This is a genomic window from Helicobacter pullorum NCTC 12824, assembly GCF_017979475.1.
Taxonomy (GTDB): domain Bacteria; phylum Campylobacterota; class Campylobacteria; order Campylobacterales; family Helicobacteraceae; genus Helicobacter_D; species Helicobacter_D pullorum.
In genome coordinates this window covers 217,596-232,299 of the sequence record NZ_JAERIT010000002.1, presented here as the reverse complement: position 1 = coordinate 232,299, position 14,704 = coordinate 217,596, and the positions used below count along the sequence as shown (strand labels likewise).

The following is a 14,704-nucleotide window of genomic DNA, read 5'->3' as shown; positions in this document are numbered from 1 at the left end:
GAAGTTTGAAGGTTGAATTAAAGATGAATCTCTCAAAAACAATCCGACATTTTTTCTCAACTATAATTATCGGGGTTGAAATTGATCATAAGAATTGCAAAATTGTTGCACAATTTTATAAAGGTAATAAAAAATTTCAGACACAAACTAAGATATTTAAAACAATCCCGGGGGAGTTGTCCGCTCAAGCAGTAAGATATATCAAAAAGATTCGCACAAAAAATCCTTTTACTTACATTGCAACACAATCTTCTTCTATTGTGCAAGGTGCTATTAGCACCAGCAATAAAGAGGAGTTTGCTAAGTATGGCATTAATATCAATGAGGTTGTAAGCAAAAGTTTTTATAATAATTGGTCAGTTTATATCGCAAAAGATGGTATCGCAGAGACACAAAAACGATTTTTAAAAACAGGTGTAGATTTTATTGTTTCGCCTTTTTTGGTGCTTTATTCTTTGGCAAAAAGGATTCCTCAAGAGGATTGTAGGCTCTATATTCTTTTTCAACGCTCTAATATGACTATGATTGTAAAAAAACAAAATGAAGAAGTTTTGTTTGGCGGATATTATGTTTTAGAAAGTGAGATTGATTCGGAATTAAAGATTGTTAAAAACACATTGAGTGAAGATGAAGATGAGATACAAAAAATAAATATTCAGGATAATATTCAAGATGAGTTAAATGAAATAGAAGAAGTTGATGTGGCAAATGAACACAGCGATAATGAATTAATTGAAATACTCAAAAGCGAAAATGAAGAAATAGGAGATGAGGCAAAAGAGGAGAATTTGGAAGATTCTTCTGATGAAGATTTGGATGATTTTTCACGCGTGAGTATGGCATCTAAATTTATTCAATCTGCTATTAATGAATTTTATAATAATGAAATTTATGAGAGTGAGTTTATTAGAGAAATTGTAATATTTAATCCTTGTGATATACAAGAAGAAACATTAAAACAAATACAAAATTTTACAATGTTGGAAGTTCAAATCACGCCTTGTAATGTCGCAGAAATACTAGCAGAATTAGGCTTTGAATCTTATTGTTTCTTTGAGACAAAGGGAGAAGTATAATGAATTATAGTTTTATTTCGCCAAGCAAGAAAACATTATTAAAAAAAGTTTCTCGCATTTGGTGGGGTTATATTTTTTTGACACTTTTTATTTTTGTTGGCTTTGTTGTGATGTTGAAGATTCAAGGGTATTTTATGCAAAATGGTGCGATTCAAGCCATCAATGAACAAAAAACAACTTTAGAAGAAATAAAGAGTATTCAACAATTTTTGGTCAAAGAAGAGGAAATTGTGCATTTTGGAGAATTTATTGCCAAACAGAATCTGATGCTAAAAGATAGCATTATTAATCTTTTTGAAATGATACCAGAGCAAATCACACTTAATAAAATTCAAATGGAGCAGTATCAACTTACTCTTTATGGGACAACACCATCAAAACAGATTTATACTTTTTTGTTAGAGGTTCCATTGAGATCTATTTTTAATCAAAGTAGAGCCGATTTTTATTTGCTTTCTAATGGTTGGTATAACTTTGTTTCTGTTAGCAAGCTTAATCAAGAGGAGAAAACTCAATGAAGGCTTTTTTTGCACAGATTGATTGGGTAAGGAATACTTTCTTTTTTGTATTTTATTTTTTCTTGGTGGCGGGGGTTTTTGTCGGATTTGTAAAGCCTCAGTTGGATATTTTTAGAAACACTAATGCAAATTATCGCAAAGAGCTTTTTACACTCGAACAAATACAAAAACAACGCGATTTAGAAAAGCAATCTTTGGCAGAATATCAAAAAAATAATGCAGAGATTCTTGAAGGATTTAAATACCAAATTACTCAACAAGAAATCGAAGAAAAATTGCGAATTATTTTCGATACAGCAGGGATTGTAGCAGATGGAGAGCCAATTTTGGAAGGGGATTATTGGAAGCAGCGTTATGTAATTAGTGGAAAGGTTAAAGATATTCAAGCACTTAAAAAAGCACTTGAAATAGCTCAAAATTTTAAAGCTATTATGCGTTTAAATTTTCCAATTCATATCGAAAAAGAGGGCAAAATGCTGGTGTTTTCTTTTCGATTAGATGTTTATTATCTCAATAAAACTTAATTTAAGGAGAACTTATGCGAAGCGATGTGATTAAAAAAGGCTACCAAAGAGCCCCGCACCGAAGTTTATTGCGTGCGACAGGGCTAAAAGATTCTGATTTTAACAAGCCCTTTATAGGTGTGGCAAATAGCTATATAGACATTATCCCCGGGCATTTTTACCTAAACAAATATGCGGAGATTATCAAAGATGAGATACGCAAAGCCGGGGGCGTGCCATTTGAGTTTAATACCATTGGGGTTGATGATGGGGTTGCTATGGGGCATAATGGTATGCTCTACTCTCTGCCTAGTCGTGAGCTGATAGCCGATTGTATCGAAACGGTGATGAATGCCCATAGTCTTGATGCGATGATATGTATCCCAAACTGCGATAAAATCGTGCCGGGTATGCTTATGGGGGCATTGCGTGTGAATGTGCCGACAATCTTTGTGAGTGGCGGTCCGATGAAAGCTGGCAAGCTAGATGATGGCAGTGTGCTGGATTTGAACTCTGCCTTTGAAGCGGTGGGGGCGTATGAGAGTGGTAAGATAGATGAGAAGCGACTGCATGAGATAGAGTGCAATGCCTGTCCGGGTGGTGGGAGCTGTAGCGGTATGTTTACTGCAAACTCGATGAATACGCTTTGTGAAGCTATGGGCGTGGCACTGCCCGGTAATGGCACGATACCGGCGTTGAGTAAAGAGCGTGAAGAGCTACTTAGAACGGCGGCTAGGCGAATCGTGAAGATTGCACTAGATTCTGAAGCAAGTGAGCAGTTTAGATTCCGCAATATCTTAAATCACAAGGCGGTGCATAATGCCTTTGTCGTGGATATGGCAATGGGTGGTAGCACAAACACCGTGCTGCATATGCTTGCTATCGCTAAGGAAGCGGAGGTAGAGTTTGACTTAGAATCTATCAACGCTATCGCTACTAAAGTCGCCCATATTGCTAAAATCGCCCCGGCACTTAGTAGTGTGCATATGGAGGATATTAATAGGGCAGGAGGAGTGAGTGCAGTGATGAATGAAGTGGCTAAAAGAAATTCGTCTTTGGGTAATCATTCGGCAGATTTGCAAGGTTTGGGGGCAGTCATTACCGATGGGGTAACTCCTACCCCCGCACCTTGCAAAAACTCCCAAAGCACCACCACAAATACTAGAATTTGTGGGGAGGGCGTTTCAGAATCTATTCTGTATTTGGACGCGCTGACAATCACAGGCGAGACTTTGGGTGAGAGAATCAAGGGAGCAAAAATCACAGATACCAACATTATCCACACCAACGAAAATGCATATTCGCAAGTAGGAGGCTTAAAGATTCTCTTTGGGAATCTAGCCCTTGAAGGAGCGGTGCTAAAGGTCGCCGCTGTGGCAGAATCTATGAAAGAATTTAAGGGCAAAGCGATTTGCTTTAACTCCCAAGCTGAGGCGATTAAAGGTATCGCAGGGGGTAAGGTAAAAAGTGGCAATGTCGTGGTAATCCGCTATGAAGGACCAAAGGGGGGTCCCGGAATGCAAGAAATGCTAAGTCCCACAAGCCTCATAATGGGCATGGGCTTAGGGGAGAGCGTGGCGTTAATCACTGATGGGCGATTTAGCGGGGCGACGCGTGGAGCGTGTATCGGGCATGTGAGTCCAGAAGCCGCAGAGGGAGGCTTAATCGCACTCATAGAAGATGGCGACGAGATAGAGATTTCAGTTTCAAAGGGGAGTTTGGAGCTCTGTGTGGATTCTAAGGTTTTAGAATCTAGGAGGGCAAAATGGCTAGAACAAGGCGTAGCACAGAAAATCATGCAAGATAAAAACATCACAAGCAAATGGCTCAAACGCTACTCCCTACTTGTCAGCAACGCCGCTAATGGTGCTGTCTTAAAAACGGAGCTGTGAGGAGAAAAATCAATGATTGTGTTATAATATAACCAATAAAAAATAAAGGACTTGAAATGTTTGCATACGATAGCCGTTTTTTTAAAAATGAAAGCGATGTAGAGATAAAATATATACTTCCATTACTTACGCAAATTTTAGGCTATGATGAGCAAAAAGATTTGTTTTGGAAAGAAAGCATAGACTTTGTTCAAGGTAGAGAAAAAGTCAGAAAACAAGCAGATTTAGTCGTCTATAAAGAAAATAAACCTGTTTTGCTTGTTGAAGCAAAGAGTCCTAAGGAATCGTGTAAGGATAATGTCGCTCAAACAGATTCTTATGCTTTTGCTAAAGAAGTGCGTTATTCGCTTACTATAAATGGCCTAAGGCTTATTTTGCGTGAATATTTGGCTGGAAATAAAAAAATAAATTTGCTTGATGAAAGCATACAAACCCTACATAACAATAACTATAAAGAGCTTATTTCTAGTATCTCTAAAGCAAACATAAATACACAAATCATAGAGAGCAAAGAGCCAACAGAGAATAAAATAGAGCTAAATAAAATCAAGGATTATAGGCAGTTTTTTAGGAGCATTCACAATATCATACGAGATAGTGAAAAGATTGACCCGGTGATTGCCTTTGATAATTTTAGCAAGATTCTTTATCTCATACTTGCTAATGAAATGGCATTAAAAGATAAAAGCATAGAGCATTTTGAGAGTTTAGAAGACTTTAAAACACCGAGTGCGAAGCCGATTGATTTGCTCAATGATTGGTTTTGTAAGGCTATGAATAAATATTATCCTAACATTTTTGGAGAAAATGCACGTATTGATTTAGGCTTTGAGACAATTCAAAAAATTTTTACAAAAATCAAGCAGTATGATTTTTTAATCTATGACACAAGTATTGATATAAAAGGTAGGGCTTTTGAGGAGTTTTTACCATCACAGCTTAGAGGCAAGGGCTTGGGGCAGTTTTTTACCCCTAGAAGCATTGTAAAGTTTATGGTTGCTTTGTCAGATATTTCTCACAAAGATATTATTTTGGATTTTGCTTGTGGGAGTGGAGGATTTTTGATTGAAAGTTTTCATATTCTTAAAAAAATGCTTGATGAGATTCCAGAATCGAGTTTCCACGCCATAGGCACAACTAAAGAAAACACATTAGGACAAATTAAACAAAAACAAATTTTTGGCATAGATGCTGAATCTAAAGCGGTAAGAATCGCTAAAATGAATATGTTTTTGTGGGGCGATGGTGACCAAATCGTGCGTGGCAATGGACTTAGCTCCCTTGATTGGTATGGCAATCCCTATAAAGTCACAGAATATGATAGTCTCAATGATAGCGGGGGTTGTACACTTATTTTAGCAAATCCACCTTTCGGGCTTAACGAAAAAGATTCTACAATCTTGCAATCTTTTGAAATAGCTAAAAATAAAACTAGTCTTTCAACGCAAAATCTGTTTATAGAAAAAGGAATACGGCTTTTGCGACCTAGTGGTAGAATGCTTATTGTCTTACCAGAGGGTATTTTATCTAATCCTAATGATTCTTTTGTGCGTAACTTTATTTATAAAAATGCTAGGATTAGAGCCGTTATAGCTTTACCAAAACACACATTTGTGCAATCAGGAGTTGATACAATAAATAGTGTGATTTTATATATAGAAAAATACGAAAATGGTATATTCGAGCAAATACGAAAGCACACAAAAGATATGGAATCTGAAAAAGAAATTATCAATGCCATTAGTGAGATTGTTGATTATGAAATATTTTTAGGAACTTGTCAAAATGTGGGTTTTGAACCTAATGGCAAGATTTTAAAACAAGAAAAAAGTGATTTAGATATATTGTTAGAACACTATTTTGATACTTCTCATACACAAAATGCAACAAAACCATTATTTGAGGAGAATGAGGATAGCACTTCATCTTGGAAAAAATATGCGGCTGATTCTCATACTATAAAATTTTCAAGCATACAAGAAAGACTAGATCCCTCATTTTATTTATTTTTTAAAAATTATGGAGCAATCTTGCAAAATTTTAAACCTTTAGAATCTTTTGGGCTAGAAATAAAAGATACAAAAATCAAACGTCCTAAGCAAGATTACGAACTTGAAAGCGAATATGAGCTTTATTCGGTTAATAAAAATAGCCCCGATTGGAATATGGAATTTGACGGATATATTTTTGGCGATGAGTTGGCAAGACAAACTCAAAGTAAAATAAAACTCTATAAAAATTATATTGTTTATAATCCTTATAGGGCAAACATCGGTAGTTTTGCCCTTGTGCCAACCAATATAGGGGATAATGCTATTGCAAGTGGGGCGTATATACAATTTTGCATAAAAAATTATGAAAGTGAAATATTGCTCTATCTTTTTAAAACACCTTTTTATCAAAAATACATTAAAATTCTCTCAACAGGAAGCATTCGAGATAATTTTTCAAAAGAACTTTTAAGACAGATAAAAGTGCCACTTTTAGATTCCAAAACAAAAGAAAAGCTTTTACAAGCTGCACGAGAACTAAAAGAAAATGAGCAAAAATTAAAGCTTTTAAACAAAATAATTATAAAGCAATCTTATAAAGATATTTTTATGTAAATTAGTAGACCACATAATCTTAAGTTGGGCTTTGTGTGCGATGGACGGTATCTCTTTTCGCAAAGGAGTTTGGAATCGTGTGTGCTAGATTCTAGCTTTAGAGAATTTGTGAAGATTTCAAATATGCTATAATGCTTAAAAATATCACAAGCAAGTGGCTTAAACGCTACTCACTATTAGTCAGCAACGCCGCAAATGGTGCGGTGCTAAAGACGGAGCTGTGAGAAAAATATTGGGATATATTAGAAAGGGATTCTATGCTACACGCTACAATTAAAAATTTTTCTTACACAAAATACTTAAAAGAGGAATTAAAAACTTGTGATTTTACAGATATTAACGCACTTCCTAGCAAATGCCTAATAAATTTTAATGATAAAACTTTCGCCTTAAGCAAATGGGTAAGCCCTAAACGCACCCGCTCTTATCCTTATGCAAGAGTGTATGATACTTTTAGCTCTAGTGCCTCAAAAAAATCACTACCATTATCCCGCTTATCAAAGATGAGGGCATAAATGGTGATATGGATTATTTGCAATGGGATACGATTTCATTGATGAGTCTCTTAAATGTTTATGTCATTTTAGGCTATTATGATAAGGCAGAATCACACCCACATAACAGTGATAAAATTACTAATCAGCAATTTAACAACGACTATATCAAACAACAATTACATAAGCTATCAAACTATCATCAATCCGCATTGCATTGGAATTTGAATCAATTAGAAAGAGATAATCTTTCAAAACTTATAGGTTTAGTAAAAACTTCATACAATGGTATCGCCAAAGAACTCAAATGCACACTGCATAATCATAAAAATATCGATACCTTTGCTACTAAAATATCACAAACAAAAGAATCTTTTATGCAATTCTCAAGGACAAAAGCACAAATGGCACAAAATAGAGAAAGTCTCACTATTCAGCCAAAAGAGCAAATAGGCATAGGGCAAAAGAGTAAGATTATGATAGAAAATTACTTGGGAGGGCAGTATTTTTTCACAATCGATGATGTGTTGCTTCATAATGACACTTTCTATATTTGTGAAAGCAAACATAGTAAAAATGCACTTTTGCCAAGTAGTGATGATATAAAAGATGGGCTTTTAAAGCTTATGTTGTATAACAATATAGATTCTTTGCAAGGACACACAAATTTTACAGTTGTGTTGCGTCTTACTTCTAGTATTTTGCAAAGTGGCATAAAGCTACCAAATAATAATATAGAATCTTTTTTGCAAAATAACGCTTTTACCAAAACACAAAACAAGCTTTTACAAGATTTAAATGCAGAGGCTAAAGCAAATAATTTTGCAGTATGGATAAATAATGATGTATAAAAAATCCCCTTTGCGTTATCCCGGTGGCAAATCAAGAGCAATAAAATTTTTAAAAGATTTTTTTCCAAAAGATTTTATAGAGTATAGAGAGCCATTTTTTGGTGGTGGAAGTGTGGGGCTCTATCTTTTGCAAACATATCAGAATCTTAAGATTGTAAATTATACGCTTAACTCCAAGACTTTTGATTCTAAAAGCTCTTTACGCACACAATGTAAAGATTCACAAAAGAATCTTATATCACTTTTTGCTGATATACAAGCACAATGTGAGAGCTTACAAGCAAATCAAGAAATAAAATTCTATGCCAATGATATAAACTATGACCTTTATTGCTTTTGGCAGATTCTAAAAACTCAAAGCACAGAATTAATACAAGAGATTCAAAATATAAAGGATACATGCACAAATGGCAGGGAGCTTTATACACTTTTGCTTAATCGTAGAAGTGAGAATCTAAGTGATTTTCAAAGGGCGATAGATTTTTTTATCCTCAATCGCATTAGTTTTTCTGGCACGATAGATTGTGGAGGCTATTCACAAAAAGCTTACGAGTCTCGCTTTACACAAAGCTCTATTGAAAGACTAAAAGATATAAGCGAAGTGATACGAGATATAGAATTTAGCTGCAAAGATTATGAATCTTTGATACAAAAAGAGGGTAAAAACGTCTTTATCTTTTTAGACCCGCCTTATTTCTCTGCCACAAAATCAAAACTCTATGGCAAAAAAGGGGATTTACATACAGGCTTTAATCACGAGAGGCTTTGTGAAATTCTGAAAAAAACTAAACACACATTTTTACTTACTTATGATGATAGCGAGTTTGTGCGAGAACTCTATAAGGATTTTTATATAAAAGAATGGAGTTTGCAATATGGTATGAATAATTTTAAGCAGACAAAGGCAGAGCTTGGCAGAGAGCTTTTGATTAGTAATGACTATTTTAGTAGCCAAGAAAAAGAGCATAAAATTAGTATGGAATATTTTGTAGAAACTAAACAATATAGGAGATATATATGATAGAAAACTTAAAACAACATTTGATTAAAAAGTATTCACAATTTACATCAAGAGATACTCAAGACTGTATTAAATTACACTACCAATATAAAGGAGTGAGCATTAATCTTTATTTTGATTATTATGAAAAATTATTCACATCATCACTTGTACTGATATATGAAAATATTTATTACTATAACTCACTTAATATTGACACTCTTATCAATCCAAACAAAAAACCATATTTAGATAATTTACCACCAGAAATAATACATCAAATACGAGATAAAAATAATAAGTTACAAGACTTTTATGATGCCATGAGACAACACTTAATAAGCGAAAATCTCGAACAAACAACCTACAATGATGCAATATTTCAAAGAGGGATTAACGCACATAGAGATAATACCAGAAATCCTTTTTTATCACATTTGAGAAAGACTCCTATGAGTGAGACACATTTGGATTTTCTTAATAAAAACTTGAATATTCCAAGAAAAGCACTGAAAGATTTACAAAAAAGAGGATTTACCATAGTAACCACTGCTAACCTACAGGAAAGAAAAAGCATTACTTTGATATTGCAACAAGAAGGAATTTTCTTATAAAGTCTTTATTGAGTTGTATATTGATTTTTAAATATCAGTTGTTACGAGACTTTTAAAACAAAGAATTTAATGCAAAATATGATAATGCGGGGCAAAGGCGAGAAAAATGATGAGATTCTTATCCTTGATACCAAATGGAAGATTCCAGATTCTACTAATGATGAAAAGCGATATGGTATCGCCCAAAGCGATGTATATCAAATGTGGGCGTATGCGAGCAAATACGCTCTAGAATCCACTCTCCAAAATACAAAATCTAAGCTGGATTCTAAAGAGATAAAATCTCAAAAAGCCCCAGAAATTACAGAGTTAGAATCTAACACAGATTATAAAAAGATAGAAGCAAACAAACCCAAACAGCTTAAAGTATGGCTTATCTATCCGCTTTGTGAGAGGACAAAAGCATTGCAAGAAAAATGGCAAAAACCTACGCAAGAACAGCCTAAGCAATGGTATTTCAAAGCAAGCATACCGCACAATAAAAGCCATAAAACACATGAAGAAAATCAAGAAAATGGGGCAATTTCCCTATTTGTCGCCTTTTTTCCGCTTACAGATTAATGTTGGTGTATAACCCTCATCAATTTAGCAGAGTAAGATGCAAAAGCCAAAAAGCTATAAAATCCACAAAGACTTTATGGATATTATAAGAAAAGATTAAGAATATAAAGAAGCTAAAGTTAAAGATTGGAAGTTTATCTCCCTAAGCTAATTAGCTCCAAAAACCATTGTTGCAGGCTTGTGTTATTGAAATAAATGAATGGTTTGTTTCTATTTAAAAAAATATTAATGCTTTTATTGATAAAATAATAATTATTTTCAATATTAAAGGTTAGAAATGGAAATTCTTAAAGAAACTATTGATTATGCGATTTTTGGTATTTTAGGAATTATGGGATTTATTGCGTTGTGGCTGACAATCGAGCGGGTTATATTTTTTTCTAAAGTTAAGTTGAGTGATTATCCCACTCAAGAATCTTTTGATGATTCAATTACAAAAAATCTTACTACCCTTTATATTATTTATTCTAATGCACCTTATGTCGGGCTTTTGGGGACTGTGATTGGGATTATGATTACTTTTTATGATATGGGGTTGAGCGGAAATATTGATACAAAAGAGATTATGACTGGTTTATCTCTTGCACTAAAGGCAACGGCTTTGGGGCTTGCAGTGGCGATTCCTACTTTGATTGCTTATAACGCACTTTATAGGAAGATTACTCTTCTTAGCAATCTTTATAAAACAAGGCAAAACAATGATTAAGATTCCTAAAAATGAATCTTTAAATATTGTTCCTTTTATTGATATTATGCTTGTGCTTTTGGCGATTGTATTGAGTGTTTCGACATTCATCGCACAGGGCAAGATTCAAATAGAGTTGCCACAAAGTGCAAATCAAGAGCAACAAAAAGATGAAAAAAAGGTAAAAGTTCTCATCAATAAAGAGAATCAAATTTATTTGGATGATAGTTTGGTTGGCTTAGAAGAATTGAAAGTGAAGCTAGAGAGTTTGGAGGCTAAAACTATGGTGGAATTACATAGCGATAAAGATGCAAAATTTGAGACTTTTATCCAAATTGTTGATATTTTAAAAGGAAAAGGGCATGAAAACTTCAGTATTGCAACACAACAACAATAATTCTACATTGCATTCTTTTTTGATTGCAAGTGGAATTTATGCGATATTATTTTTTGGAATTTTTTATTCTACTAAAAACTTTCTTCCTAAAGATGTGGGATTGCAGACTCGGGCTATTGCGATTTCCCTTTCTCATTTTTCTCCCTCCACAAAAGAGCCTCTCCCAACACCAAAAGAAGAGGTAACCCCTAAGCCAACTCCAATAGAAAAGCCAAAACCTATCCAAAAACCATTGCCCAAATCAAAGCCTATTGCTAAGCCTATTAAGCAAGTAGAATCTGTGCAACCTACACCTATTAAACCAACAGAAAATGTAGAAAATACAAAAGAAATGGCAACTGAAGCTAAAAATGCCTTAGCAACTCCAAAGCAAATGGGGAATGTTCCAGAAACATTGACTTTTGGGAAAGTGAATGATCCTTTTTTGATTTCAGTAAAGCAGGCAATTGATAAGAATTTGGAATATCCAAGAAAAGCTAGAATGTTAAGAATGACGGGTATTGTAATGGTGGAATTTACTTTATTAAAAGAAGGTGGGCTAGAAAATGTTAGGATTATTGAATCTTCTCAGCATCAATTGCTGGATAAATCCGCTATTAAAACTATCATGAGAGCTACTAATGACTTTCCAATCCCAAAAAATAATGTAATCATTCAAATACCTATTCAGTATCTTCTTACCTAAGGATAAATTAATTAGCTGCAATATAATTTTTGATTTGCTCTTTGATATTTGGTGCAATGGATAATTCAAGCTGCAAAATAGAAAGGGGCAAACCAAACTCTTCTAATTTTACCGCATCTTTTTGAGTTACCAAAAGTGAAGTTGCATTGAGCGTGGCATAAGATTCTAAAATTTTTGTTTTATCAAAATAGGAATGATCTTTTAAGATAATTTTTCCAACCACATTAGGAAGGTAAGAATCTAATCTTGAAGGATTTGCAATCGCAGTTAGAAGCAACATTCTCTCTGTGGGATAAAGGAGTTCTACTTTTCTATTATAATCAATTCCTTCTTGTGCTATTATGTCCGCTTCTTTGTAGGCTTTTTTGGATTCTCTATAACCGCCACTTGGGATACAAAAATCAAAATAGGGTTCTAATTTTGGTTTTAATAAGATATTGAGTTTTTTGAAATTAAAGCGGAATCCATCGTCTAAGAAAATGACTTTCGCACCCATTTTTTTTGCCTCTAAGATAGCTTTTTTGCGATTTTCACTAACAATAACAGAGGCATTTTTTAGTATTTTTGCAAGCATAATTGCTTCATCACCTGCTGTTTTTGGAGTTTCTAGGATTTCGCCCTTTTGGCTAACTATTTTTAGCCCTTTGCTTTTTCTGCCATATCCTCTTAGTATCACAAAGCAATCTTCATAATCTTTTGCGATTTCTATGATAAAAGGACTTTTTCCACTTCCCCCTAAGACAAGGTTTCCAACGCTAATAATAGGAATATTAAAATCTTCAAAATGTGCTATTTTGCGTTTTGTGGTAGCTATAATGCAATAAATTATACTAAAGGGCAATAAACAAAAAGAAAGCATTTTTTGTAAAGGGCTAGGTGCAAGAAAATAACGCTCTAATGTTTTCATAACTATACCCTTTGGTTTGCAAGTCTTAAAACTTCTTTGCAAACATAATCAATATCTTCTTTTTTCATTGCACTATAAATCGGTAAGCTTAATATTTGTTGATAGTTTTTAAGTGCAATTGGAAAATCACTTATTTTGAGCTTGTATTTGGTTTTGTAGTAGGTCAAAAGGTGAAGAGGGACAAAATGTAAGGCGGTTTCAATACCGCTTTCTTTGAGTTCTTTGGCAAAGTGATCGCGATTTTTATCGATTTTGATAATAAAATGAAAAAAAATGTGTTCGTTTTTGATAATCGGCATAGAAATATGTGGAGCATTTTTTAAACTTTGCATATAATAATCCGCAATTTCTTTGCGTTTTTGGATAATATGTTCAATGCGTCTTAGCTGGCTAAGGCAGAGTGCGGCATCTAAAAAACTAAGATTATATTTATTGCCAATGCCTATGACATCATAAAGATATTGTGGGCGGATGCTTGTAACCTTTTCACTAACGATTCCATGGTATCTTAATAGGGCTGCTTTTGAAGCTATTTCTTCATCTTGAGTGGTAAGGAATCCTGCTTGTGCGACTGGATTATGAGAATCAAGAACAATACTAAAAATTGTTGCAAAGCTTTTTTGATTACCGATTTTGACGCCATTGTGTGTTAGTCCAAGAGCCATTGTGGCATCTTCAATGACTTTGATATTGTATTTATCAGCTAGTTGATAAAATGGCTCCATTTCACAAACTTGTCCTGCAATATGGCCAACAATAATTGCACGCAATTTTTTGGTATTGTTTTTTTCTAAGGCTTCTTTGCATCTTTCATAAGAAATTTCAAAAGTATCTTCTTGAATATCCACAAAAATAGGCTCTGCATCAAAATGTCGTATCATTTCTGGAAAACTTGGGTGACAATTGATGGAGCAAAGTATTTTATCACCGCGTTTAATATCCATTGCAAAGAGACAAAGATGGAAAGCAGCAGTGCCGCTAATAGCAGAAACAGCGTATTTTGTGCCAATGTATTTTTTAAACTCTTCTTCTAACTCAGAAATGATATTGTGGCTTGGGTATTCTAATACATTAGCAATAATATTTTTTTCGCTTTCTGTAATATCGGGGATAAAATAGGGAATTTTTAGCATTTATAATCCTTCCAAAGAAGCAATTTCGGGCATTTTTCTCTTGAATTCCATTAATTGCATTCTTTGCAAAACAAATTCTATAGCAGTTTTAGATAAATTTTTTTCTAACATTTCTTTTTTAGAAAGCCCTTTTTCTAATGATAACATAATTTCATCAAGAATGGCATAAGAAAAGCCAAGTTCTTTTTCATCGCTTTGCCCTTCATATAAATCGGCACTCGGAGCTTTATTTTGGATACTTTGTGGGATTTGAAGAATCTTAGCGATTTTGAAAATTTCTGTTTTATAAAGATTCCCAATAGGATTAATTGCGCAGGCTAAATCACCAAAAATTGTTCCATATCCTAGAAGAATCTCGCTTTTATTGCTTGTGCCAATGACTAAAGACTGATTAGCAAAAGCATAATCATAGAGATAAATCATACGGATTCTTGCACATAAATTCCCAATTCTTGATGGATTATCTTGTAAGCCTTCTAAGGTTTGCAAAAAGGCTTTTTGTGGTTTTTCTAGGGGGCAAATGGAATAGGGGATCTTAAAAGATTCGCATAATTCAAGAGCATCTTGAATGCTATTAGTTGAAGATTGCAAGGAAGGCATTAAGATTCCATGAATATTATCACCAAATGCTTGTTTGCATAAAACCGCAACAACCGCAGAATCTATTCCGCCACTCAATCCAAATACAACTGATTTGAAGCCTTTTTCTTTGACTTTTTTTTGGAGGAAATCTACTAGAGTTTCAATGATTTTTTGGTAATTACGCATAAATCTCCATCTAT

At 34.0% G+C, this 14,704-nt stretch carries 15 protein-coding genes and 1 pseudogene; 13 read left to right on the top strand and 3 right to left on the bottom strand.

Annotated features, from left to right (window positions below):
• Positions 1–23: 23 nt before the first annotated feature.
• The 13 genes and pseudogenes from JJQ98_RS02545 to JJQ98_RS02480 all read left to right on the top strand — a co-directional run bounded on the left by JJQ98_RS02545 (position 24) and on the right by JJQ98_RS02480 (position 11,882).
• Positions 24–1,076 (top strand): hypothetical protein, encoded by a 1,053-nt coding sequence (locus JJQ98_RS02545; RefSeq protein WP_005020558.1) that lies wholly within the window; start codon positions 24–26, stop codon positions 1,074–1,076.
• A complete protein-coding gene (locus tag JJQ98_RS02540; protein ID WP_054194702.1) occupies positions 1,076–1,594 on the top strand; it encodes a hypothetical protein in 519 nt (172 codons plus the stop codon). The genes JJQ98_RS02545 and JJQ98_RS02540 overlap by 1 nt, the downstream gene beginning before the upstream one ends.
• Positions 1,591–2,118, top strand: a complete 528-nt coding sequence (locus JJQ98_RS02535) for a hypothetical protein (protein ID WP_054197547.1) — start codon at positions 1,591–1,593, stop codon at positions 2,116–2,118. Before JJQ98_RS02540 ends, JJQ98_RS02535 begins: the two co-directional genes overlap by 4 nt.
• A 14-nt stretch (positions 2,119–2,132) precedes the next feature.
• Complete coding sequence (ilvD, locus tag JJQ98_RS02530) at positions 2,133–3,989, top strand: dihydroxy-acid dehydratase (RefSeq protein WP_151104728.1); 1,857 nt, start codon at positions 2,133–2,135, stop codon at positions 3,987–3,989.
• Between the two features lie 56 nt (positions 3,990–4,045).
• A complete protein-coding gene (locus JJQ98_RS02525) occupies positions 4,046–6,595 on the top strand; it encodes an N-6 DNA methylase (protein WP_151104727.1) in 2,550 nt (849 codons plus the stop codon).
• A gap of 257 nt (positions 6,596–6,852) precedes the next feature.
• Complete coding sequence (locus tag JJQ98_RS02520; RefSeq protein WP_151104726.1) at positions 6,853–7,110, top strand: hypothetical protein; 258 nt, start codon at positions 6,853–6,855, stop codon at positions 7,108–7,110.
• Between the two features lie 8 nt (positions 7,111–7,118).
• The gene (locus JJQ98_RS02515) at positions 7,119–7,940 is read left to right on the top strand and encodes a hypothetical protein (RefSeq protein ID WP_151104725.1); all 822 of its coding nucleotides are present in this window, start codon (positions 7,119–7,121) and stop codon (positions 7,938–7,940) included.
• Entirely contained in the window at positions 7,930–8,961 is a 1,032-nt protein-coding gene (locus tag JJQ98_RS02505; RefSeq protein WP_247596653.1) for a DNA adenine methylase, read from the top strand. Before JJQ98_RS02515 ends, JJQ98_RS02505 begins: the two co-directional genes overlap by 11 nt.
• Positions 8,958–9,554: a hypothetical protein gene (locus JJQ98_RS02500; protein ID WP_151104724.1), complete on the top strand. Its 597-nt coding sequence runs from the start codon at positions 8,958–8,960 to the stop codon at positions 9,552–9,554. Before JJQ98_RS02505 ends, JJQ98_RS02500 begins: the two co-directional genes overlap by 4 nt.
• 33 nt (positions 9,555–9,587) lie before the next feature.
• Positions 9,588–9,785 (top strand): annotated as a pseudogene (locus tag JJQ98_RS08930) (5-methylcytosine restriction system specificity protein McrC); the annotation flags it as partial.
• A gap of 607 nt (positions 9,786–10,392) precedes the next feature.
• Entirely contained in the window at positions 10,393–10,821 is a 429-nt protein-coding gene (gene exbB, locus JJQ98_RS02490; protein WP_005020569.1) for a TonB-system energizer ExbB, read from the top strand.
• Entirely contained in the window at positions 10,814–11,197 is a 384-nt protein-coding gene (gene exbD / locus JJQ98_RS02485; protein WP_005020570.1) for a TonB system transport protein ExbD, read from the top strand. Before exbB ends, exbD begins: the two co-directional genes overlap by 8 nt.
• A complete protein-coding gene (locus tag JJQ98_RS02480; protein WP_151104722.1) occupies positions 11,163–11,882 on the top strand; it encodes an energy transducer TonB in 720 nt (239 codons plus the stop codon). The genes exbD and JJQ98_RS02480 overlap by 35 nt, the downstream gene beginning before the upstream one ends.
• 7 nt (positions 11,883–11,889) lie before the next feature.
• Here the strand turns inward: JJQ98_RS02480 and JJQ98_RS02475 are convergent, their stop codons facing one another.
• Genes JJQ98_RS02475 through JJQ98_RS02465 form a run of 3 tightly spaced genes read right to left on the bottom strand, consistent with a single transcriptional unit; the run spans position 11,890 to position 14,690 of the window.
• The gene (locus JJQ98_RS02475; protein ID WP_040499519.1) at positions 11,890–12,789 is read right to left on the bottom strand and encodes a tetraacyldisaccharide 4'-kinase; all 900 of its coding nucleotides are present in this window, start codon (positions 12,787–12,789) and stop codon (positions 11,890–11,892) included.
• A 2-nt stretch (positions 12,790–12,791) separates the two neighbouring features.
• Complete coding sequence (locus JJQ98_RS02470) at positions 12,792–13,922, bottom strand: DegT/DnrJ/EryC1/StrS family aminotransferase (RefSeq protein WP_151104721.1); 1,131 nt, start codon at positions 13,920–13,922, stop codon at positions 12,792–12,794.
• Positions 13,923–14,690 (bottom strand): NAD+ synthase, encoded by a 768-nt coding sequence (locus tag JJQ98_RS02465; protein WP_054194709.1) that lies wholly within the window; start codon positions 14,688–14,690, stop codon positions 13,923–13,925. It lies immediately after the preceding gene.
• Positions 14,691–14,704 lie beyond the last annotated feature (14 nt).